This is a genomic window from Desulfovibrio sp. UIB00 (genome assembly GCF_022508225.1).
Lineage (GTDB): Bacteria > Desulfobacterota > Desulfovibrionia > Desulfovibrionales > Desulfovibrionaceae > Desulfovibrio.
The window spans coordinates 361,803-381,238 of sequence record NZ_JAETXJ010000002.1 but is presented as its reverse complement, the minus strand read 5'-3'; the positions used below and the strand labels follow the sequence as shown (position 1 = coordinate 381,238).

Sequence of the window (19,436 nt, the reverse complement as noted above, 5' to 3'; positions counted from 1 at the left end):
TGCAAGGGCTCAAGCCGAGCCAGCTTGCAGCACTCACCCGCCTGTTCAACCGCCGTTTCCCGGCGGAAGAGGTCTACACCGTTGACCAGGCCCGGGAACTCTCCCTGCTTTCACGCGCCGTGGGCCGGCAACTGGGCCTGCTCATTGACCGCAAGGGCCGGGTGCAGATGGTTATTGTGGGCGAGGCTGGCAGCATCATGATTCCCGAACTGCCGCGCGGACGCAGCGGGCAGGAACGCCTGCGCGGTCTGCGCCTGCTGCACACCCACCTTTCCCCCGGCGGCATCAGTCAGGAAGACCTGATGGACATGCTCTTTCTGCGGCTGGATGCCGTGGTGGCGCTCACCGTGAACCCGGTTGGCGACCCCGTGCAATGGCAGGCAGCCCATCTTTTGCCCAATCCTTCAGGCAGCCAGCCCTACCATCTTGATGCCCCGCAGCCGTGGGATCGCACGGAATCGCAGTTTGTCGCCACCGCCGAAGCGCTGGAAGAAGAACTTGCCCGCAAGGCAGAGGACGCCCGCGAAGCCGACGACACCCCCCGCGCCATGCTGGTTTCTGTAGGCACGCAGCCGCGCATCATTCAGGAACGCAATCTGGACGAACTGGCGGAACTGGCCCGCACCGCAGGCCTGACTGTAGCCGGGCGCATGGTGCAGCGCGTGGCGCAGATCAACCCCCGCCTCATCATGGGCAAGGGCAAGGTGGCAGAGCTTGAAGTGCTGGCCCTGCAAGGCCGCGCGGGCATGATGGTTTTTGACGGCGAGCTTTCGCCCGCTCAGTTGCACAATCTGGCAGACATCACCGAGCGCAAGGTCATTGACCGTACCCAGCTTATTCTGGATATTTTTGCCCAGCATGCGGTAAGCCGCGCAGGCAAGCTCCAGGTGGAACTGGCCCAGCTGCGCTATACCCAGCCGCGCCTTGTGGGTAAGAACCGCGCCATGGACCGCCTCATGGGCGGCATTGGCGGGCGCGGCCCCGGCGAAACCAAGCTGGAGACCGACCGCCGCAAAATCCGTGAGCGCATGGCCCGCATCCGCAAAGAGCTTGACCAGTTGCGGCGGCAGCGCTCGTTCACACGCGCCCGGCGTTCGCGGCAGGGCATCCCGCTGGCGGCGCTTGTGGGCTACACCAACGCGGGCAAGTCCACCCTGCTCAACACGCTTACCCGCTCGGAAGTGCTGGCCGAGAACAAACTTTTCGCCACGCTTGACCCCACAACCCGGCGGCTGCGCTTTCCTGCGGAAAAAGAAATCATCATGGCCGACACTGTGGGCTTTATCCGCAATCTGCCAAAGGAGCTGATGGACGCCTTTCGTGCCACCCTTGAGGAGCTGGAAGCTGCCGATCTTTTGCTGCACGTTGCCGATGCCTCGCATCCTGACCTTTTGCAGCAGATAAGCGCTGTGGAAACCATCCTTGCCGAAATGGAACTGGACCGCATGCCGAGGCTGATGATTCTGAACAAGTGGGATCAGCTGGAAGCCCCGGCCCGCGCTGAGCTGGCGGATGCCTTTCCCCATGCGTTGACGATTTCCGCCAAGAACGGCGAGGGCTGCAAGGCCTTGCTGGAAGAGCTGGAGCTTTTATTGCTGCGGCATCCTGCGAGCATGGTCGCGACTGATGCGCCGACGGTATTAAATTAGGGGGAGATGCCTGCGAGGCGGCGATTGATTATTTTTGCTGCCCTGCGGGCACTAAATTCCGCCCTCCGGCGGAGTTTGGGACGCCTGTGCGGCGCGCAGCAAGGCGGGGCCGGTTATGGGGCTACGCCCCCTTCTCGGCCCCCCTTGCATCCCCCCCGAAGCACCCCCTAAGAGGGCTTTCAACTTCCTTAGCGTGACGAGGGCAACGCGGCCATAGCTGCGGGAGCTTCCCTCGCTCGCTAAGCTCGCTCAGGTGATCTCCCTCCGCGCCGCGTTAATGCCAGCGCCCACTTTCGCTTTGAATGGTATTCCGCTTCAGCCAACATCCCTCAGTTCTTGGACTAACTGCAAAATACTTCGATCTTTGCCCCGTGGTACTCTGCCTGCATAAAGCTTCGACAAATCCAAATAGCAAACAAAGAGACCTGCAAAATCTTCGCGTTACTTGCGGTGATGCCCGTTACCATCCAACCATGGTCAGACGGAAAATTTACTAGTCAGAAAAAAAGCCCGCCATCAAAAGCTAGCCGTGGAGTCGCCTTCCTTAAACTCGCCGGAGCAACGCGAAGGCGATGGCTGGTGTTGGGCGAATTTGCAAAATACGCGTTTTGCGGTCTGAAAAGGAAGCGCCGGAATTTTGAGCGCAGCGTACTCAAGTACGTGAGCATCAAAATCCCGGCGCTGACGCATTCAGGGTGCAAAAGTCGGGTTTGCGTAAATCAGCCCGACAGGCTCACCCCGCCGCCAAAACCCTCTTGTTTCACCCAATGCGCTCGCAAAATCACCCTAAATCTTCGTTACGCCATCCTTGTCAGCGCGATTTCCCGGCACAGGGGCCTTCTCCGGTGCTTCCTTGGGCGTGGGTGCAATCGGCGCAGGCTTTTCCGGTGCCGCCGGGGCCTTCTGCAAAGCATACTCTCTGGCAGTGCTTTCCATCACGGCCTGCCCAACCACCAGCCACTTCTCGCCCACCTTGCGCAAAGCAAGCCAACTGGTCATGCGGGCGGGCGTAGTCACCTGCGCCACCGCCGCATCGGCCCCAAGCTCGGTAACCTTGGCGGCCTTCAGGCTCTCAGGCACCCACGGGCAATCAGGGGTGTCAGCCTTGCCGCACTGGGCCACCAGTTCACCCGTGCTCACGCCGCGCATATACTGCTTTTGCAGGCGCGCCTGCATGTCCACCACGCTGCCCAAAAGGTCTTCCATACCGCCTAGCCCGAGCAAACGCCCCATGGAATCCAGAGCGTTGAGCGCCTGATCTTCACGAGTCATATTTTTAATCTGGTTGGTTGCAAAAGGCTTCATGTCAATTTGCGCCAGAAAGGCCGCGCCGTCATTTTTGTTCAGGGCATCGGCCACGTCGTTCAGCGCCTTCTGAGGGCCGGAAGTAACGCAGGCCGCAACCAGCGCGCCCAATAGCAATACCAGCGGCAACAGCAAACCACGGCGAAACAACTTCATAACTACCTCTCTTGCGCACAAAAAAGTTTGGGTTTGAATGCGCTTTGCTTATTCTACGCCGTGCAGGCGCAAATGCAAAGTGCATCCCGGCCGCCCAGGCCCGCTTGCGGGGCTTTTTTTCCTTGCGCCCTTCTGCTACACATGGGCCACACGCCGCGAACGGAACAAGCCATGAAACGCGGCGGCAGGAGGCTTAGAATGAAAGTCATCATCATGTGCGGCGGCAAGGGTACGCGTCTGCGCGAAGAAACCTCGGTCAAACCCAAGCCCATGGTCGAGATCGGCGGACGGCCCGTGCTCTGGCACATCATGTCCATCTATGCGCGCTTTGGCTTCAAGGATTTTATCCTGCCCCTTGGTTACAAGGGCGAGGTCATCAAGCAGTATTTCCACGACTACAACATCCGCAATACGGATTTTACGGTTGACCTCAAGAGCGGCAACATCACCACCTATCCCAATCCCATTGAGGACTGGCGCGTGACCCTGTGCGACACCGGGCAGGAAACGCAAAAGGGTGGCCGCCTCAAGCGCGTTGCCAAGCACATTGACACCGACCGCTTTATGGTTACTTACGGCGACGGCGTTGCTGATATCGACCTGAACAAGCTCATCGAATTCCACAAGCAGTCGGGCAGCATCGGCACCTTTACGGGTGTGCGCATGCCCTCGCGCTTTGGCACGGTGCGCACCGATGCCAACGGCAAGATCCTTTCGTGGGAAGAAAAGCCCGTTCTGGACGAATTCATCAACTGCGGATTTTTCGTCTTCAAGCGCGAATTTCTTGACTACCTCACCGAGGACGAAGCCTGCGATCTGGAAAAAGAACCCTTGCAGCGGCTGGCGGCGGAGGGGCAGCTTTCCATGTATCCGCACCCCGGTCAGTGGCAGTGCATGGACACGCTGCGCGACTCCATCAAGCTCAACGAGATGTGGGACGCGGGCAAGGCCTTCTGGGTCTAAACGGCGCTTCGCAACACATACTTACAGCTTCGGCTGCGGCCTGCCCGTAGCCGAAGCCTGCTTCACAGGCTGCACATCTCCTTTCCGCGTCAGCCAACGCGCGAAAACTCAACGAGGAACCAACATGTTTGCCAACGCATATAAAGGACGCCGGGTCTTTGTAACCGGACACACGGGATTCAAAGGTTCATGGCTTGCGGCATGGCTGACCCAGATGGGCGCAGTGGTCGGCGGTTTTTCCGACTGCGTGCCCACCACCCCCTCGCACTACGCCGCCATGGATCTTTGCGCGCACCTCGAGGCTGACGTGCGTGGCGACATCCGCGACCGCGAAAGCATGATCAAGGCCATGCGCCAGTTCCGCCCCGATGTGGTCTTCCACCTTGCGGCGCAGGCGCTGGTGCGCAAGTCGTACGACGACCCGGCCCTGACCTTTGAAGCCAACATGATGGGCACCCTCAACGTGCTTGAGGCTGTGCGCGCCTGCCCCGATGTGCAGGCCGTCATCATGATCACTTCCGATAAATGCTACCGCAATGATGAATGGGTCTGGGGTTATCGCGAAACCGACCACCTCGGTGGGCACGATCCCTACTCCGCCTCCAAGGGCTGCGCGGAGATCATCGCCCATTCCTATTTTGAAAGCTTTTTCAAGGATGGCCCCGCCTGCGCCACCGTGCGCGCCGGCAATGTGATCGGCGGCGGCGACTGGGCACAGGATCGTATTGTTCCCGACTGCGCCCGCGCATGGGCCGCCGGGCAGCCTGTGCAGATCCGCAGCCCGTGGGCCACGCGCCCCTGGCAGCTCGTGCTGGAGCCTCTTTCCGGTTACCTGTGGCTTGGCGCGCGCCTGCTGCTGGGCCTCAACGAGCCTTTCAACCTGCGCGGGCAGGCCTACAACTTTGGCCCTGCGGCAGACGTCAACAATACCGTGGCCGAAGTGGTGGATGCCCTTGCCCTGCACTGGCCCGGCTTTGCCAGCGAGATGGACAAGAACGGTCAGGCGGGCATGAAGGAATGCACCCTGCTCAAGCTCTGCTGCGACAAAGCACTGGCGCATCTGGGCTGGAAGGCTACCCTCACCTTTGAGGAAACCATCCGCTACACCGCCGAATGGTACCACTGCTTCTATCAGGGCCAGAACGGCAAGCAGCCCCAGAACATGCTCGACTTCACCCTTGGGCAGATCGCGGCCTACGTCAACGCCGCCGAACAACGCAATCAGGTGTGGGTAAAGTAATGAATACAGAGGAAATGACTGCGCAAGATGTTGGCATTGCAGGCGCACTGCTGCACCCCCTGAAGGTCATTCCGACAGAAGGCGGGCCGGTGCTGCACATGCTGCGCCCCGGTTCGCCCCTGTTGCCAGACTTCAGCAAGGGCTTTGGGGAGATCTATTTTTCAGAGGTGCTGCCCTGCCACGTCAAGGCCTGGAAGCGCCACACCCGCCAGACCCAACACTTTGCCGTGCCTTCCGGCCTGCTGAAAATCGTGATGTATGACGACAGGCCAGACTCCGAAACGCGCGGCGTTTTGTGCGAACTGGCCCTTGGCAGACCGGAACACTACGGCCTGCTGCGCATCCCCGTGAACGTGTGGTACGGCTTTACAGCTATGGGTGATGCCCCGGCGCTCATCTGCAACTGTGCTGACATCCCCCACGATCCCACCGAGGGGCAGCGACTGCCCGCCGATGACCCTTCCATCCCCTACACGTGGAGTGAAGGAGGCGTATAACATGCGCTGCGGCGATCTTTTGCGCGAGGCATGGGTTCCCCGCCCTGCCCTCGCGCCAAAGCTTACTTTCCGCCAACAGGCAAGGGCGTGGTGGCAGGCCTGCCGCCCGCCTTTTTTCATTACGGCGGCCATTCCGGTTACGCTGGCTCTGGCACTGGCCTTTCGCCTGCAAGGTGACATCCGGCCTGGGCAGTGGGCAACCTACGCCCTGCTGCTGGCTGGCTGCTTTATGGGCCTGACCATTGCCAATCTGGCCAACGACCTCTTTGACCATATTCTCGGCGTGGACGGCGGCGACAACATCGGCGGCTCACGCGTCATCCAGTCCGGCCTTATCAGCCCGCGCCAACTGTCCATTGTTCTGCTCCTGCTTACCCCGGCAACGCTTGCCGTGGGCGGCCTGCTGATTCTGGGGCTGGACCCGGCCCTACGGCCCGCACTCTGGGCATTGAGCGTGTTCGCGGTGGGTTCCGCTGTTTTTTACGTGGCGCCGCCCATCCGCTACGGACACCGCGCCCTTGGCGAAGTGTTTGTGTGCCTGAACATGGGCTTTATCATGGTGAGCGCCAGCGCCACCTTGCTGCTGGGCCGTTTTGAGCCGTGCAGCCTCGCGCTGGCACTGCCCGTGGGCCTGATGGTGGCTGGGGTGCTGTACTACCAGAGCCTGCCGGAAATCGAAACCGATCTTGCGGCGGGCAAGCATACTCTTGCCAATACTCTGGGCAAGGCCGGATCGTTTTTGCTGTTCCGCCTGTGGTGGCCGCTGGTATGGGTTCTGCTGTGCAACCTGTGGGCAGCGGGGCTTGCAGGCTGGCCGGTTGTGCTGTGCCTGACGGGCCTGCCCTTTTATCTTGCCGCCTGCCGCCGCATCCGCCTTGCCGGGGATGGCGACTGGCTGCCGCTGGACGCTCACGGGCATCTGGTTCGCAAATGCTACCTCATCAGCGGTGCGGCACTCATACTGGGTGTGCTGCTGTAAAACGCTCACTGCTGCAATCAACTGAAAAAGGGCATTCCTGGTTGCCGGTTTATACCAGCAATCGGGAATGCCCTCAAAAATGCATACAGACCTGTTCAAGCCGGAGATTTTCCGGCTTTTTTTACGCCTTCAGATCCTCTGCGAACAGCCTTGGCTCATTGAAAATACTTTTTTGTTTCCGCTATGACTATGGGGCTCAGCACCAACAGTGCAATAAGATTGGGAAAGGCCATACAGGCATTGGTGATATCGGCCATATACCAGATAGGCCTGATGGACAGATACGGGGCAACAGCTACGCACAAAATATACAGTATTTTGTAGCTCATTACGTATTTTACCCCGTCCGTCAGATACACAACGCACCGTTCGCCGTAGTAGTTCCAGCCAATGATTGTCGTAAACGAAAAGAATACAAGCCCGATGGAGACTACATACATTCCCATGTCGCCAGACATGCCAGCATTGAATGCGGCGTTGGAAAGGATACCGCCGTCAAACGTTGAGCTTTCCAGCAAACCAGAGGTGATAATAACCAGCCCCGTCATGGTACAGATGACAATAGTCGTGAAGAAAACGCCAGTCATGGCAATCAGGCCTTGCCGCACGCCGGAATCAGACTTGGCTGCGGCCACCACAATGGGGGCGCTGCCAAGCCCTGCTTCGTTTGTGTACACACCTCGGGCAATGCCGGTACGCATGGCTGTCATTACAGAAACGATGACAGCGCCGGTAGCGCCGCCAGCCACGGCAGAAGGCTCAAAAGCAGACTTCACGACCAGGGCGAAAGCACCGGGAAGCGCCGCCGACTGGTTGAACAGCACATAGGCCGAAGCAGCAACATAAAAGGCCGCCATCAGCGGCACAATAAATTCAGCCACGCTGGAAATGGACTTGATGCCGCCAATGACAACAGCGGCCGTGGCAACGGTCACAACTGCGCCCACCAGCGGGATCGGCACATTAAAGGCATTACTGACGGATTCTGTAATTGCATTGACCTGCGGGAAGGTGCCACAGCCCATCAGGGCTGTGACCGCGCCAAAAAACGCAAACAGCTTGGCAAGCCATTTCCACTTAATGCCCATGCCCTGCTCAATATAGTACATGGGGCCGCCAGCCACTTCGCCCTTCTCATCTATGGAACGGTATTTGATGGCCAGCACGCCTTCAGCGTACTTTGTGGCCATGCCAAGAACAGCCGAAACCCACATCCAGAAGAGCGCGCCCGGCCCGCCCACACGCAGGGCGGTTGCCACGCCAACAATACTGCCTGTCCCAATCGTTGCGGCCAATGCCGTGCAGAGGGAAGCAAATGCGGAAACATCGCCCACACTGCCTTCCTCTTTTTCAAAAATATAACGAATAGCTTTGGGGAGATGAATAAACTGAAGAAATCCCAACCGGAGAGTATAATAAAGCCCGGTGATCAGGAGAAGGATCATGGTTGGGGGACCCCAGACAATTTCCTGAATTTGTTGCAGCACGCCAATAAGACTTTCCATATGCACTCTAGTTTTCTTAAAATATTTAGTGAGTTGAAGAAAATTTGCTATATGACGCAACATTCCGCGCACATGCCACCGCAAGACATGCCCCAGCTATTATGAGCAGCATCTCACCACCATAGCAATGCATATCGCTGCTAGGAGAATAGGCCGGGCTGTTGTGATATGCGACTTTTTGTCATTCCGCAACTCCCGTTTTAATCTACTGCGATATCGGCACTCTAACGGTCTGGCTTTACCCAGGCCAGATATTTACGTTTGACCAGCTTTAATTCCGCAACTTTTGGGTAAAATACATATAGCGTCTACAATTCTCCAGCAAGTTGCATGCGTCATCTGGCGCATGTTGCAACAAAAAATGGGAATACGGCTACCGTATCCCCACGCATAAATGTTACCAAGCCTGCACGTCAAAAGGCGGCCCAACGCGCTCCTTTCACTTGCTCAGACGTTCCGCCTTTTTCATCAGGCTGAAATTGCGCATTTCAGAAATGCCCAATCCAAGCAGCGTCAGGGCTGTTCCAAGCGCTGCCATCCAGGTAATCTGCTCATGCAGTACCAGCACAGCAGTAATTACCGTGACAACAGGAACAAGATAGATATAGACGCAGCTTTTGACTGCCCCAAGCCGCTGTATGGCAAACGTCCAGGCCACAAAGCACAGGGCGGAGGCCCCCAGCCCCAGGAACAGCAGATTTATGCTGTTGACCGGGTTTTCCAGTCGCTCCATCCCCAGATGGAATTCCATGAACGGCAGACAAGGCAGCATAAACAGCAGTCCGTAAAAAAAACAGCGCCTTGTGACCATCAGACTGTTATAGCCAAAGGCCATAAGCTTGCGCGTCAGAATGGAATACCCGGCCCATGAAAGTCCGGCCAGCACGGCAAGCACATCCCCAAGAGGATTGAGGCGTAGTTGCGTGCTGCCGCTAAAGCTGATGAGGCCAATGCCCAGCATGGCGGCCACAAAGCCCAAAAAGAAGTTCAGCCCGGGACGCTCGGCCCGCAGCAGCCAGAAGGCCAGCAAACCCGCAAAAAAAGGCGATATGGCAACAATCACGCCCACATTTGAGGCAAATGTGTATGTTAGAGCGATATTTTCAAGCAGAAAATACAGTGTCACGCCGCACAGCCCAGCAAGGGCGAACAGCACTTCCTGCCGCTTGTCCGTCATGCGCAGCATGCGCGGGCAGGCAAGCCACAAGGCCGCATAGCCCAACAAAAAACGGAAAAAAAGAATCTCCACCGGCGTAAACGCCCGCAGTAGAACCTTTGTGGAAATAAATGTAGTGCCCCACACGATAATGCAGAACAGTGCCGCCATGTGACCTGCGGCTGATTTACTGAGCATTGGGATCACCAGTTCAGAGCTTGTCCCGAAACAGGCAGGCAGCGCGAAACGGGGGGGAGAATAAACCGAAAGGATACCGCGCCGCAGCTAAAGGCCGCTACGCGGAGCAAGGACGGGGCCGCCCGACAGTCAGACGGCCCCGGTAAAAATCAGTTGTGACGCTGGTCGGCCATGCCCAGCTCAATGAGTTTTTCAAGCAACTGCCCAAAGTCCAGCCCAACCGTGCGTGCCTCGCGCGGCACAAGGCTGGTGGCCGTCATGCCCGGCAGGGTGTTTACCTCAAGAATGGTCAGGCTGTCGTCCGGGCCAAGAATAAAATCAGCCCGGCTGTAGCCGCTCAGGCCAAGGGCCTTGTGCGCCGCAAGGGCAAGCTCCTGCACGCGGGAGGTCAGCGCTTCGCTGATGGGCGCGGGGCATATCTCGCGCGCTCCGTCCTTGGCGTACTTGCTTTCATAGTCAAAAAAGTCGCCAGCCACAGGCTCAATAAGAATGGGCGGCAGGGCATCCTCGCCCAGAATGCCGCAGGTTACTTCGCGCCCTGCGAGCACTGGTTCCATGATGACCTCGTCGCCAGCGGCAAAAATGGATGCCAGCACGGCGTCAAGCTCGGCCCGGTTGCTGGCGCGCCCCATGCGCAACGATGACCCGCCCGTATTGCTTTTAACAAAGAGCGGATAGGGCAAGCGTGGCTGCCAGCCAGCCTCGGGGGCGCAAGGCAAAAATTCCCACTCTGCCGTGGGCAGGCCCGCCTGCCGAAATATCTGCTTGGCGGCGCTTTTGTTAAGCGCCAGGAAAGACCCCGCAGGGCCGGAACCCTGGTATGGACAGCCCACCCGCTCAAGCATGGCCTGCACAAGGCCGTCTTCGCCGGGTGCGCCGTGCAGGTTGATGAGGGCAAAATCGTGTGCGGCTGCTGTCTCAAGCAGGCAGTCGAAGCCCGAAAGCAGATCAAAAAACGTTACCGAATGGCCGCGTTGCGCAAGCGCCTCCTGCATGGCGCGCGCCCCGTTGAGCGAAACTTCACGCTCAGTGGACCACCCGCCCGCAATCAAAAGAATTTTCATGTAAGGCCCATCCCAACTGCGCCTCAAGGGCGCTTTCAATATTTTTTCCCTGTCTGTAGGCAACGCCAATGCCTTCGCGCGCAGCCTCGGTACGGCCATAGCGCTCAAGCAGGTCTTCGTAGCGTTCTTCAAGCGTAACGCAGGCATCGTGCCTGATGCGCTTGTCGGCATAGATCACAAAAAAAGGCAGTGAACAGATTCCCGGCCCCTGCGGCAAGGCCCACGGCCACCACACATGCATCATCACGCCCTGTGCAATGGCATAATTGCCCGTTTCAGCCACAGTCCAGGCCGCGCCTACCTGCGCATGGCTGCCGCCGTGTTTGACGCAGTAGGTCTTGGCTATGTCGTGCAAAAGGCCACCAGCGCGAACCTCTGGAACGTGCACGGCAAAGCCCCTGTCTGCCGCCCGCTGGGCCAGCGCGGCTGCCACGTGCGCCACAAGCAAGGAATGCCGCCGAATGTTCGGCAGCATGCCGTATTTGTCCCATAGGGCCAGACATGCTGCTTCACTGGGTACGGGCCGCTGAGCGCCCGCGCTGCAAAGCGATGGCAAGGGAGGCAGGTCGGCCAGAGGCCGGTTGCTTTCTTTCAGAGAAGACTGCGCGCCGGAATTGGTGTTCATCCTCAAAGTATGCCACCGCAATAAAGGGATGGCAAGATTCCCCTGCTTGGCATTCAGTCAGCGGCAGATGCAGCCCGGATTCCGCCATGACTTTCCCGAACAGAGCGACTGCCGATCATTAATGCCTGTGTGGGCAGACTTTGCTCGCAAAAAATCCCACTGCCCAAAGGGCAGCGGGATGGTGGTGGTACATGGATAAGTTAAAACCGTCAGTTTGCGGGCTTAACCGGTTTTGGAGCCTTGCTCACAGGTTTGGCAGCCTTGGCCGGAGCGGCCTTGCCAGCTTTTGCCGATGCAGGCTTGCCCGCAGTGGCCGGGGCTGCCTTGGCCGAGGCCTCGGGCGAAGGCGCGCCGTTGATCATGTCTGACAAGGCCATGATGGTGTTGGCGTAGATGGCGGCATGGTTGTAGGCCATGAGCAGCTGATGCTGCCGAGTGCGTGGCAGGCCGGGCTTCCAGCCATGTTTGGCGAGATAATTGGAAAGACTTGCCACAGCATCGGGGATGGTGAACAGGTCAACCTTGCCATCGCCGTCGCCGTCCGCGCCATACGTGGCAATATTGGAAGGCATGAACTGGCAAAGGCCCACAGCCCCGTAAATGGAGCTTGGCAGGTGGTGCGGATCAATATTGTCGCGCAACATGTGCTCCACCAGGGCCTTTACTTCCTTGTAGGCCCAATCTGCCCGTTTGGGCATGATTTCAGCAAACCAGTCGAGATGCTCCTGATAGCCGGGCATGCGCGGCAGCCAGTCAGGAATATCAGAGGGCTGACGCGTTACCGACATGCTTGCAAGCGTGTAAAAGGCATTTTCCGGCACGTCAGCCAGCACCTTGCCAAGGCGGGTTTCCACAAACAGCAGGGATACCGCTATGGATGAAGGTACGCCAAAACGGGCCTCGGCCTGATCAAACGCCCGCTTGTTCTGCGCCACAAACTGGCGGCACAACTGCACGTTGGCATCGGTCAGCACGCCCTTGTAATACGGGGCCACAGGCGCGGTGGAAGGCGGCTTGGGGAAAAATTTACGGTTATACAGCTCGCGCATTTTCCTGCCCATGGGCGACTGCGTGGGCGTGGCGCTGAGCGTAGCCAGCAGGGCGTTCACCCGTGGACCAGAAAGCCCGTCAGCCGCAAGCCGATCAGCCAAGGGCCGCCATGCCGGAGCAATGGCAGCGGAGCCTGCCGCTGGTTGCGGCTGGCTTTGCTGGTATGACGGGGTATATGTTGGCGCAGGCGTGGGCGCATATGTTGGAGATGGCGCGGCATAGCCAGGAGCCTGACTTTGCGGCTCGCCATAGCTTGGAGCCGCCGTAGTGCCCGCACCGCTGCTCCCCCCCGCATACCCGCCGGAATAACCGCCGGAATAATTGGGGGTCGCATAGCCCTGCCCCGTGTTTGGCGAAGCGGCAGGAGGTGCCCCAGCCGTGCTGTAGGAAGGCTGGCTTGCAGCAGGAGAGGACGGCAAATCATACGATGTAATACCGTCCCCACCGCGTGAGGCCGCTGTCTGTGCGCCGCTACAGGCGCACAGCAGCAGACAGCCCGCAAGACCACATACCGACCAGGCTCTTCGGCAAAACGAATGAACGGCAAAAGCCGGTTGCAGCATCATTTTTCTACACTTCCTGCAACACCCACGCCACGCGGCCAAGCATGCGCTTGGCAAGCAGGCCCGCAGCCAACTGGGTTTCGGGGAAGCTTGCAGCCTCGGAGCGCAGCACGTAGCCATCCTGGGTGCTGTTCAAAAACACCCTGCGCAGCACTACGCCCTCATTGGGAGCAAAAATGGCATAGATGCGGCCAGACACCACATCCGTATCCATTGTATCCACACCCACATGCGCCCCTTCCGAGATAAGGGGGGCCATGTTGGCGCCGCGCACCCGCAGCACCTGAAGGCCGTCACGTGTGAGTGAAAGCGGCAGCGATATCTTGCCCGCCAGAGCCAGGGCAGGACGGGGGGCATCATCATTGTAGACGCACTTGGCGTCGTACACGGAATGGATGCCACCACGGGCCATGGCATCGCCATAGTGGGCAGCTGTTTCGGCAAGTGAGGCCGGTGCGTCTTCAGGCACGTAGCCCTGCTCGGTGCGCAAGTACATGGGGCCTACACCCTGCTTGAGCCAGTCAGGGTTCAGCCCAAACTTCTCGAAAAGCTTCATGAACCAGTCACCAGGCACGGAATTGCGCCGTTTCGCATCGGAAATACTGGACTGACGGATGTCCAGAACCTCGGCCAGCTCAACCTGTGTACGGCTGTTGGTGGCCAACTTGATGCGTTCATATATCTCTGCAAAACCGGGCATAACTCTTTGACTCCTGGCGTGGAAAACCACGCATCAATGTTGCTGATTGAGCAGTGGCGTTTCGTTGGAAAGCACCAGCTTGCTGTTCTCTTTTAGTGATTTACGCATGGCGTCAAGCCAGCGTTGGTACGCATAGAACTGAGGGGCCTTGTTATAGGCCTGGGCGTAAACTGCCGCAGCCTTGGCATCGCCCATTCCTCGTTCAACCTGCGCGGCGCGCGCCGCCTCTGCCAGAATAACCGCGCGCTGGCGGTCGGCATCGGAACGAATACGCGTCGACTCCTCTTCACCTTCCGAACGGTACTGCTTTGCCTGCCGTTCACGTTCGGCCCGCATGCGCCCAAAAATCGCACGCTGGTTTTCAGGTGGCAGGTCTGTACGCTTGATGCGTACATCCAGCACCTCGACTCCGTAGCCATGCATGAGGTCGGAAACCTTGTTGGTCACTTCCTTCATGATGGCCGCCCTGTGGGAGGACACGACCTCTGTAAGGGTATACGCACCCACGAGTGCCCGCAGTTGTGAATAGACAACGTCGTCCAGCCGCGCCTGCGCTCCGGGAATGGAACGCATTGTGCGATAAAACTGCAGGGGATCAATAATCTTCCAGCGCGCATAGTTATCAAGAACAATGGCCTTTTTATCTACGGTAAAGGCCTCTCGGGAGCGCGCTTCATAGTCCAGAACACGGGCATCGAAATAGACCACGTTCTGGATGAAAGGAATTTTAAAATGCAGACCAGGCCCGTACACGCGCGAAAGCGGTTCGCCCAGCTGCAAAACCAGAGCCTTCTGGGTCTGGTGAACAGTAAAGAATCCCTGGGTAACAACGATAAGCAGTACCAGAGCAACAAGAATCAGCACCAGAGGATTTTTACTCATTATTTCTTCTCCAGCGTCTTGGGCGAAGCAGGAGCGCCGAGACCAGGCAAGGTGAGATAGGGCAGCGCGCGGCCAGCAGCCGGATTGTCCATAAGCACCTTTTCGTTCGCGTTGGAAAGGATGTCTTCTACAGCTTCATAATAAAGGCGCTGTTCCGTGACCTTGGGGGCCTTGTCGTGCTCGATGCGCAGGGCGTCAAAACGGGAGGCGTCGCCCTCGGCGTTGCGCATGCGCGTTGCACTGTAGGCAGCGGCCTCGTTGCCCATGGCGGCAGCCTGACCCCGGGCCTTGGGCAGCAGTTCGTTGCGGTAGGCCTCGGCCTCGTTGATAATGCGGCTCTTGTCTTCACGGGCGCTTGCCACATCCTTGAAGGCATCAATGACCTCGTGCGGGGGATGCACATCCTGCAACTGCACGGCCAGCACCTGTATACCCGCGCCGTAGCGGTCAAGCACGGTTTGCAGCAGCTGGGTGGCTTCGCTCTGAATTTTCAGCTTGCCATCTGTAATGGCAGAGTCGATCTGGCTGTTGCCGATGACCTCGCGCATGGCCGCCTCTGCGGCATTGCGCACCAGCGCTGCGGGCGCTGTTACGTTAAAAAGGTAGTCCACGGGGTCGCTGATCTTGTACTGCACGCTGAACTGCACGTTGACGATGTTTTCATCGCCCGTGAGCATGGAGGCTTCCTCCGGAATAGTGCGCAACTGCCCCTGCTGGAACGTGGCCGCCTGCCCAACGGAGCGGAAGCCCACCTCGCTGCGCAAAACCTGCGTTACCTGCGGTTTGTATACGGATTCAATAGGAACAGGCCACGCGTAGTGCGGGCCGGGTCCTTCGGTACGGTCATACTTGCCAAAACGCAGAACAACGCCCTGTTCATCGGGATTAACAATATAAATACCCGAAAGAAGCCACAGAACCACAATGGCAAAACCCACAAGGCCAGCCGCCCTTCCGTTGGGAAAGCGCATGCGGGCTATTTTGGAAAAAGGATTTTCGCCACCGGGGCCACGGCCGTTATTAAAAGGAGTGCGCCTGGCACGAGGGGTTTCTTCTTCCTGCCCCATATCGTCAGAATCCATATCCTGAGGAGGTCGGGGCGGAGGGTTAGAACCCTGCTTCTGTCTTTTTTCCTGAAGTTTGTCCCAGTCCCAATTCATAACGCAAACATGTCCTTTAAAGAATGCGTGATGTTATTGCCGAACAAAAAGTATCGGTCAGTAACTCACTAATATTATGGAGAAATAAGGAAGTTAAACATGTCACTACAGTGATGAGAACAATAAGGCTTTCCATCCATTCTAATCGGGCAGCTTGTACAATGTAGGCACATTCTGAAACAAAGTCAATATAACATGGCAAACTACTATGTTTTACAAGCAATATTGTAAAAATTACAGCTAATTGTAATTTAAAACAAAGGGAAGAACCGTTCCCGATTAGCGATCTTCAGATACGGCGGGGTGCAACAAGCAAGAAACACACTTCTGCATCTCCTTTTTAGACTACGCGCGATACGTCAGCCCTTCAGCAGAAATACTGCTGAAAGGACAAGATCAAAAAAGGCGATTAACTATACACAAAAAATGGGCCGCCCGCTACTGGTGCGAGGCAATCCAACTTTTCAAAATAAAAACAGCCTAATAGGCCAGGGAAACAGCCGCAGATTTATCCGCGCTCACGCTGGGACTACGCAGGGCGGCTCCCGCCAGCGGCACAACCCGCACAGAATTGACCACATCCGCCCGCACATCAAAGCCTGGAGTATAGGCAAACTGGCCGCTTTCTCCCATGCTTTCGCCGCGCCAAAGGGTAACGGCAAAGAACAGTGCGCAACCAAAGAGCGCCGCGCTCAATGCCATATAGGGAAATGACCTTACACGATTGTGACCGTTCATGACGACTCCCTGCGGCAGCTTTTGCCGCCGCCAAGTTTTCGTCAGAACGATGCAAAAAATACGCCGAAAGCCTTACTGACGCAGGCGGGTACACTCCTCCACAATGCGCGTCAGTTCCGCATCGTCCGGCAGTTCCTTGAGGCCAGCCCGCGCATGCCCGATGGCGCGTACATATTCGCCCGCATCCATCATGGCCCGGGCCATCATGCCAAAGATGGCCTTTTCGTCCTTGTAGTGTTTGAGGGCCTCGGCAAAACATGCATCAGCCTCTGACGGCTTACCCTCTGCCAGAAACTTTTTGCCGTCGCTGAAGCCGTGGTCAAGATTCAGCTTGCGCTGCAAGGCAGCCTGATATTCCTCTTCCTTTTCCTGCCCCTTCAGGGAGCGGTAAAGCTGCGAAAGAAGCTGGAGCAGATCTCTTTCCCCTCCAGGAGTATAGGCAAAGGCTGGCGCGCCAGCGGCTTTCAGCTCCGGATCAACAGCCAGATCCGCTACTGCGGCCCGAAAATCGCCCCGCAGATCAAGCGGGGCGCTCTGGCCCCCCAGTTCCTTGAGGGCCGAAATGGTTAGAAAGAGCGCCCGTTCCGTATCGCGGCGCGCGCAACAGGCCTTGGCGCGGCCCAGGTCTTCTCTGACTTTACGTGCGTTCATCACAGCCCCTTATCAATTTTTGTTGCCTGCGCGTGTTTTTCAAGCACCTGCCGCATGGCGTCCGCCGTAGGCGCATCCAGCTTGTAAGACATGACATAATCCCGAAAACGGGCGTTCAGCCCTGCGGCTACCTGCGCAAGATCGCGCTGAAAATCCTTGTATTCCTTACGCTCTGTCAGCCGCACCCGGCCCTGCCCGTCCACATCGTCTACAGCATAGCGTTGTAGTGGCGCAAGAGAACGCAGGCCGGAAAGGTAGAGAATTTTATTCATGAACAGCTTGCCCATGCACAGGTTATCCCTGACGACCAGCTCGCGGTGCAGTCTGCGTTTGTCTATGCCGCGCGCGGCATAGGTTTCGCGCGCGTCATCATCTTCCCTGATATTTTCAAAATACTCGGGGCCGAGGTAGTAGTACTGCGGCAGACCCGCCACCTGCATGCGCAGGCCGTAATCACCGTCTTCGCCGCCGTAGAGGCCATATTCCTCATTCCAGAAACCCAGCTTTTCAGAAACAGCCTGCGGCACAAGCACGGCCTGACCGGGCAGGTTGCCCACGCACAACCCAAGCTCGCCGTGCGGGGTTTGCACGCTGCCGAGAGTTTTTCGCAGCATTTCACGGTTGAACGCGCCGCCAAGATTGGAGAGCGGCTGTCCATGGCTCCACAGGGCCAGCAGATCGCGCAGCCAGTGCTTGCGAACAATGGCTGTGTCGTTATCCAGCTTCATGTACAGCGGCGCGGACACAAGCTGCCAGCCCACATTGGCTGCGCAGGCCACGCCCATATTGCGCGGCAACAAAAAAAGATGGTCGATCAGGCCCTCGGCCCGCAAGGCCAGCAGTTTTTTTACAAGCTCCGGCTCGCTGCCGTTGTCCACCACCGTTATATGAAACGGCACCTCGCGCGAGGTGGCTGCCAGGGCGCGGATGGCGCGTTCCGTGGCCGCAGGCCTGTTAAAAACCGGGATGGTCACGTTGCAGAGCGGCCCCTGCGGGCTCGCCCCTGTGCTGGGCTCGTGCATGTATGCTCCGCTGGCGCTGCTGCGCCCCGCAATCAGATGTGACAAACAGCAAGTACTGCGTGATGGTAGATAACAGGCCCCTGTGCGTCAAGACGAGCAATTGACGCTCCGGCCCTGCATTGGTAGGCTTGCCGCCGCAAACCCGCCGCCTATTCTGCGGCAGGCATAAAGGAGAACCATGGCGCGCGTACTTTACGGCATTCACGGCACAGGCCACGGGCACGCCATGCGCGGCCTGACCATAGCCCGCCGCCTTTCACGGCACGAATTTCTTTTTGTGGCGGAAGACGACGCCCCAAAAATTCTTGAGCCGGAATTTCCCGTGCGCCGACTGCCCAATCTGGGCACGGTGTTCAAGGACTACAAGGTGGACATGGCCGCCACCATCAGCCGGGCGCTGCCCCTCCTGTGGCACAGGCAGCGTTATATTGATCAGGTGTCGCGCCTCATTGATGAATTCCGGCCCGATGTCTGCATGACCGATCTGGAATACTTCGTGCCGCGCGCCGCCGAAAAGGCCGGGCTGCCATGTCTGACCCTCGACCATCAGCACATCATCACCTGCTGCCAGCACAACCTGCCGCCCAATATGTGGTGGGATACCTTTGTGCAGGGCCTCACCCCGCGCTATCTCTTCCGCCCCACGGCGGAAAACCTCATTATATCCTTCTACTCGCCGCCAGTGCTGCCGCAGTACAAGGCGCGTGTGGCCCCGCCCATCCTGCGCGACAGCGTGCTTGCGCTCAACCCGCGCGATGACGGCCATGTGCTCGTGTACCAGAGCAATTCCACCCACCGCAAACTGGTGGACTTTCTACGCGCCGCCACGCGCAAGACCTGCTATGTCTTCGGCTATGACCGCACCGAAGGGCAGGAGGACAACGTTATCTTCATGCGCAAGAGCGAAGAGGGCTTTCTGCGGCTGCTGGAAGGCTGCTCCTACGTTATCCAGGGCGGCGGGCATACCCTCATGGGCGAGGCCCTGCACCTGGGCAAGCCCATACTCACCCTGCCCCTCAAGGCCATGGTGGAACAACGCTTCAACGCGCTCTATATTGAACGCCTGAACTACGGCATGCAGGCCGACATGCACACGCTGGAACCGGAGCTGCTGCAACGCTTTGAAGCCAACCTGCCTGCCTACAAGGCGGCCATCGCCGCAGGAAACTTCTGCGGCAATGAAGCGGTTTTCGGCCTTGTGGACCACTTTATCCGCAACGGCTCCCTACCTGTGCACGGCAATCCCGCAGTGCAAGAATAAAAACGGCAAGCCGTTTTTTCAACGCAACTCCAGAGCCAGACCCCGGTATATCGGCGGTCTGGCTTTTTTCTG

18 protein-coding genes are annotated in these 19,436 nt (G+C 58.2%); 6 read left to right on the top strand and 12 right to left on the bottom strand.

The genetic code is table 11. The annotated features are described in order from the left end of the window. The first annotated feature begins 119 nt into the window (after positions 1 to 119). Complete coding sequence (hflX, locus tag JMF94_RS04560) at positions 120 to 1,649, top strand: GTPase HflX (protein WP_240824208.1); 1,530 nt, start codon at positions 120 to 122, stop codon at positions 1,647 to 1,649. 786 nt (positions 1,650 to 2,435) lie between these two features. Here hflX and JMF94_RS04555 read toward each other — a convergent pair. Continuing rightward, on the bottom strand, positions 2,436 to 3,110 hold the full coding sequence (locus tag JMF94_RS04555) for a hypothetical protein (RefSeq protein ID WP_240823976.1): 675 nt from the start codon (positions 3,108 to 3,110) through the stop codon (positions 2,436 to 2,438). A 198-nt stretch (positions 3,111 to 3,308) separates the two neighbouring features. Here JMF94_RS04555 and rfbF point away from each other — a divergent pair, with 198 nt between their 5' ends. The 4 genes from rfbF to JMF94_RS04535 all read left to right on the top strand — a co-directional run bounded on the left by rfbF (position 3,309) and on the right by JMF94_RS04535 (position 6,789). Next, on the top strand, positions 3,309 to 4,073 hold the full coding sequence (gene rfbF / locus JMF94_RS04550) for a glucose-1-phosphate cytidylyltransferase (protein ID WP_240823975.1): 765 nt from the start codon (positions 3,309 to 3,311) through the stop codon (positions 4,071 to 4,073). Between the two features lie 124 nt (positions 4,074 to 4,197). Beyond that, positions 4,198 to 5,313, top strand: a complete 1,116-nt coding sequence (gene rfbG / locus JMF94_RS04545; RefSeq protein ID WP_022658048.1) for a CDP-glucose 4,6-dehydratase — start codon at positions 4,198 to 4,200, stop codon at positions 5,311 to 5,313. Then, on the top strand, positions 5,313 to 5,810 hold the full coding sequence (locus JMF94_RS04540; RefSeq protein ID WP_240823974.1) for a dTDP-4-dehydrorhamnose 3,5-epimerase family protein: 498 nt from the start codon (positions 5,313 to 5,315) through the stop codon (positions 5,808 to 5,810). Before rfbG ends, JMF94_RS04540 begins: the two co-directional genes overlap by 1 nt. Before the next feature lies 1 nt (position 5,811). Then, entirely contained in the window at positions 5,812 to 6,789 is a 978-nt protein-coding gene (locus tag JMF94_RS04535) for a prenyltransferase (RefSeq protein WP_240823973.1), read from the top strand. A 155-nt stretch (positions 6,790 to 6,944) separates the two neighbouring features. Here JMF94_RS04535 and JMF94_RS04530 read toward each other — a convergent pair whose 3' ends face one another. The 11 genes from JMF94_RS04530 to JMF94_RS04480 all read right to left on the bottom strand — a co-directional run bounded on the left by JMF94_RS04530 (position 6,945) and on the right by JMF94_RS04480 (position 18,103). Beyond that, positions 6,945 to 8,294: a sodium:alanine symporter family protein gene (locus tag JMF94_RS04530; RefSeq protein WP_276612825.1), complete on the bottom strand. Its 1,350-nt coding sequence runs from the start codon at positions 8,292 to 8,294 to the stop codon at positions 6,945 to 6,947. A gap of 439 nt (positions 8,295 to 8,733) precedes the next feature. Then, positions 8,734 to 9,648: a DMT family transporter gene (locus JMF94_RS04525; protein WP_240823972.1), complete on the bottom strand. Its 915-nt coding sequence runs from the start codon at positions 9,646 to 9,648 to the stop codon at positions 8,734 to 8,736. Between the two features lie 149 nt (positions 9,649 to 9,797). Continuing rightward, on the bottom strand, positions 9,798 to 10,712 hold the full coding sequence (locus JMF94_RS04520) for a D-alanine--D-alanine ligase (RefSeq protein WP_240823971.1): 915 nt from the start codon (positions 10,710 to 10,712) through the stop codon (positions 9,798 to 9,800). Continuing rightward, on the bottom strand, positions 10,675 to 11,337 hold the full coding sequence (locus tag JMF94_RS04515; RefSeq protein WP_240823970.1) for an HDIG domain-containing metalloprotein: 663 nt from the start codon (positions 11,335 to 11,337) through the stop codon (positions 10,675 to 10,677). Before JMF94_RS04515 ends, JMF94_RS04520 begins: the two co-directional genes overlap by 38 nt. A gap of 209 nt (positions 11,338 to 11,546) precedes the next feature. Beyond that, entirely contained in the window at positions 11,547 to 12,953 is a 1,407-nt protein-coding gene (locus JMF94_RS04510) for a lytic murein transglycosylase (protein WP_240823969.1), read from the bottom strand. Positions 12,954 to 12,957: 4 nt separating this feature from the next. Continuing rightward, on the bottom strand, positions 12,958 to 13,650 hold the full coding sequence (locus JMF94_RS04505; RefSeq protein ID WP_192112498.1) for a helix-turn-helix domain-containing protein: 693 nt from the start codon (positions 13,648 to 13,650) through the stop codon (positions 12,958 to 12,960). Positions 13,651 to 13,683: 33 nt separating this feature from the next. Next, a complete protein-coding gene (locus JMF94_RS04500) occupies positions 13,684 to 14,532 on the bottom strand; it encodes a protease modulator HflC (protein WP_240823968.1) in 849 nt (282 codons plus the stop codon). Beyond that, positions 14,532 to 15,692 (bottom strand): FtsH protease activity modulator HflK, encoded by a 1,161-nt coding sequence (gene hflK / locus JMF94_RS04495; RefSeq protein WP_240823967.1) that lies wholly within the window; start codon positions 15,690 to 15,692, stop codon positions 14,532 to 14,534. Before hflK ends, JMF94_RS04500 begins: the two co-directional genes overlap by 1 nt. 480 nt (positions 15,693 to 16,172) lie before the next feature. Continuing rightward, positions 16,173 to 16,430, bottom strand: coding sequence for a hypothetical protein (locus JMF94_RS04490; RefSeq protein ID WP_240823966.1), 258 nt, complete (start codon positions 16,428 to 16,430; stop codon positions 16,173 to 16,175). A gap of 72 nt (positions 16,431 to 16,502) precedes the next feature. After that, entirely contained in the window at positions 16,503 to 17,081 is a 579-nt protein-coding gene (locus JMF94_RS04485) for a tetratricopeptide repeat protein (protein ID WP_240823965.1), read from the bottom strand. Then, positions 17,081 to 18,103, bottom strand: a complete 1,023-nt coding sequence (locus tag JMF94_RS04480; RefSeq protein ID WP_240823964.1) for a glycosyltransferase — start codon at positions 18,101 to 18,103, stop codon at positions 17,081 to 17,083. The genes JMF94_RS04485 and JMF94_RS04480 overlap by 1 nt, the downstream gene beginning before the upstream one ends. Before the next feature lie 178 nt (positions 18,104 to 18,281). Here JMF94_RS04480 and JMF94_RS04475 point away from each other — a divergent pair, with 178 nt between their 5' ends. After that, positions 18,282 to 19,364, top strand: a complete 1,083-nt coding sequence (locus JMF94_RS04475) for a glycosyltransferase family protein (protein WP_240823963.1) — start codon at positions 18,282 to 18,284, stop codon at positions 19,362 to 19,364. Positions 19,365 to 19,436: the final 72 nt, after the last annotated feature.

Bases quoted from the DNA above. Each gene is read 5' to 3' on its own strand.
- JMF94_RS04520 (WP_240823971.1), bottom strand. From the start codon at position 10,712: ATGAAAATTCTTTTGATTGCGGGCGGGTGGTCCACTGAGCGTGAAGTT.
- JMF94_RS04490 (WP_240823966.1), bottom strand. From the start codon at position 16,430: ATGAACGGTCACAATCGTGTAAGGTCATTTCCCTATATGGCATTGAGC.
- JMF94_RS04535 (WP_240823973.1), top strand. From the start codon at position 5,812: ATGCGCTGCGGCGATCTTTTGCGCGAGGCATGGGTTCCCCGCCCTGCC.
- JMF94_RS04515 (WP_240823970.1), bottom strand. From the start codon at position 11,337: ATGAACACCAATTCCGGCGCGCAGTCTTCTCTGAAAGAAAGCAACCGG.
- hflK (WP_240823967.1), bottom strand. From the start codon at position 15,692: ATGAATTGGGACTGGGACAAACTTCAGGAAAAAAGACAGAAGCAGGGT.
- JMF94_RS04510 (WP_240823969.1), bottom strand. From the start codon at position 12,953: ATGATGCTGCAACCGGCTTTTGCCGTTCATTCGTTTTGCCGAAGAGCC.
- JMF94_RS04480 (WP_240823964.1), bottom strand. From the start codon at position 18,103: ATGCACGAGCCCAGCACAGGGGCGAGCCCGCAGGGGCCGCTCTGCAAC.
- JMF94_RS04500 (WP_240823968.1), bottom strand. From the start codon at position 14,532: ATGAGTAAAAATCCTCTGGTGCTGATTCTTGTTGCTCTGGTACTGCTT.
- rfbG (WP_022658048.1), top strand. From the start codon at position 4,198: ATGTTTGCCAACGCATATAAAGGACGCCGGGTCTTTGTAACCGGACAC.
- rfbF (WP_240823975.1), top strand. From the start codon at position 3,309: ATGAAAGTCATCATCATGTGCGGCGGCAAGGGTACGCGTCTGCGCGAA.
- JMF94_RS04475 (WP_240823963.1), top strand. From the start codon at position 18,282: ATGGCGCGCGTACTTTACGGCATTCACGGCACAGGCCACGGGCACGCC.
- JMF94_RS04555 (WP_240823976.1), bottom strand. From the start codon at position 3,110: ATGAAGTTGTTTCGCCGTGGTTTGCTGTTGCCGCTGGTATTGCTATTG.
- JMF94_RS04540 (WP_240823974.1), top strand. From the start codon at position 5,313: ATGAATACAGAGGAAATGACTGCGCAAGATGTTGGCATTGCAGGCGCA.
- JMF94_RS04525 (WP_240823972.1), bottom strand. From the start codon at position 9,648: ATGCTCAGTAAATCAGCCGCAGGTCACATGGCGGCACTGTTCTGCATT.
- JMF94_RS04505 (WP_192112498.1), bottom strand. From the start codon at position 13,650: ATGCCCGGTTTTGCAGAGATATATGAACGCATCAAGTTGGCCACCAAC.
- JMF94_RS04485 (WP_240823965.1), bottom strand. From the start codon at position 17,081: ATGAACGCACGTAAAGTCAGAGAAGACCTGGGCCGCGCCAAGGCCTGT.
- JMF94_RS04530 (WP_276612825.1), bottom strand. From the start codon at position 8,294: ATGGAAAGTCTTATTGGCGTGCTGCAACAAATTCAGGAAATTGTCTGG.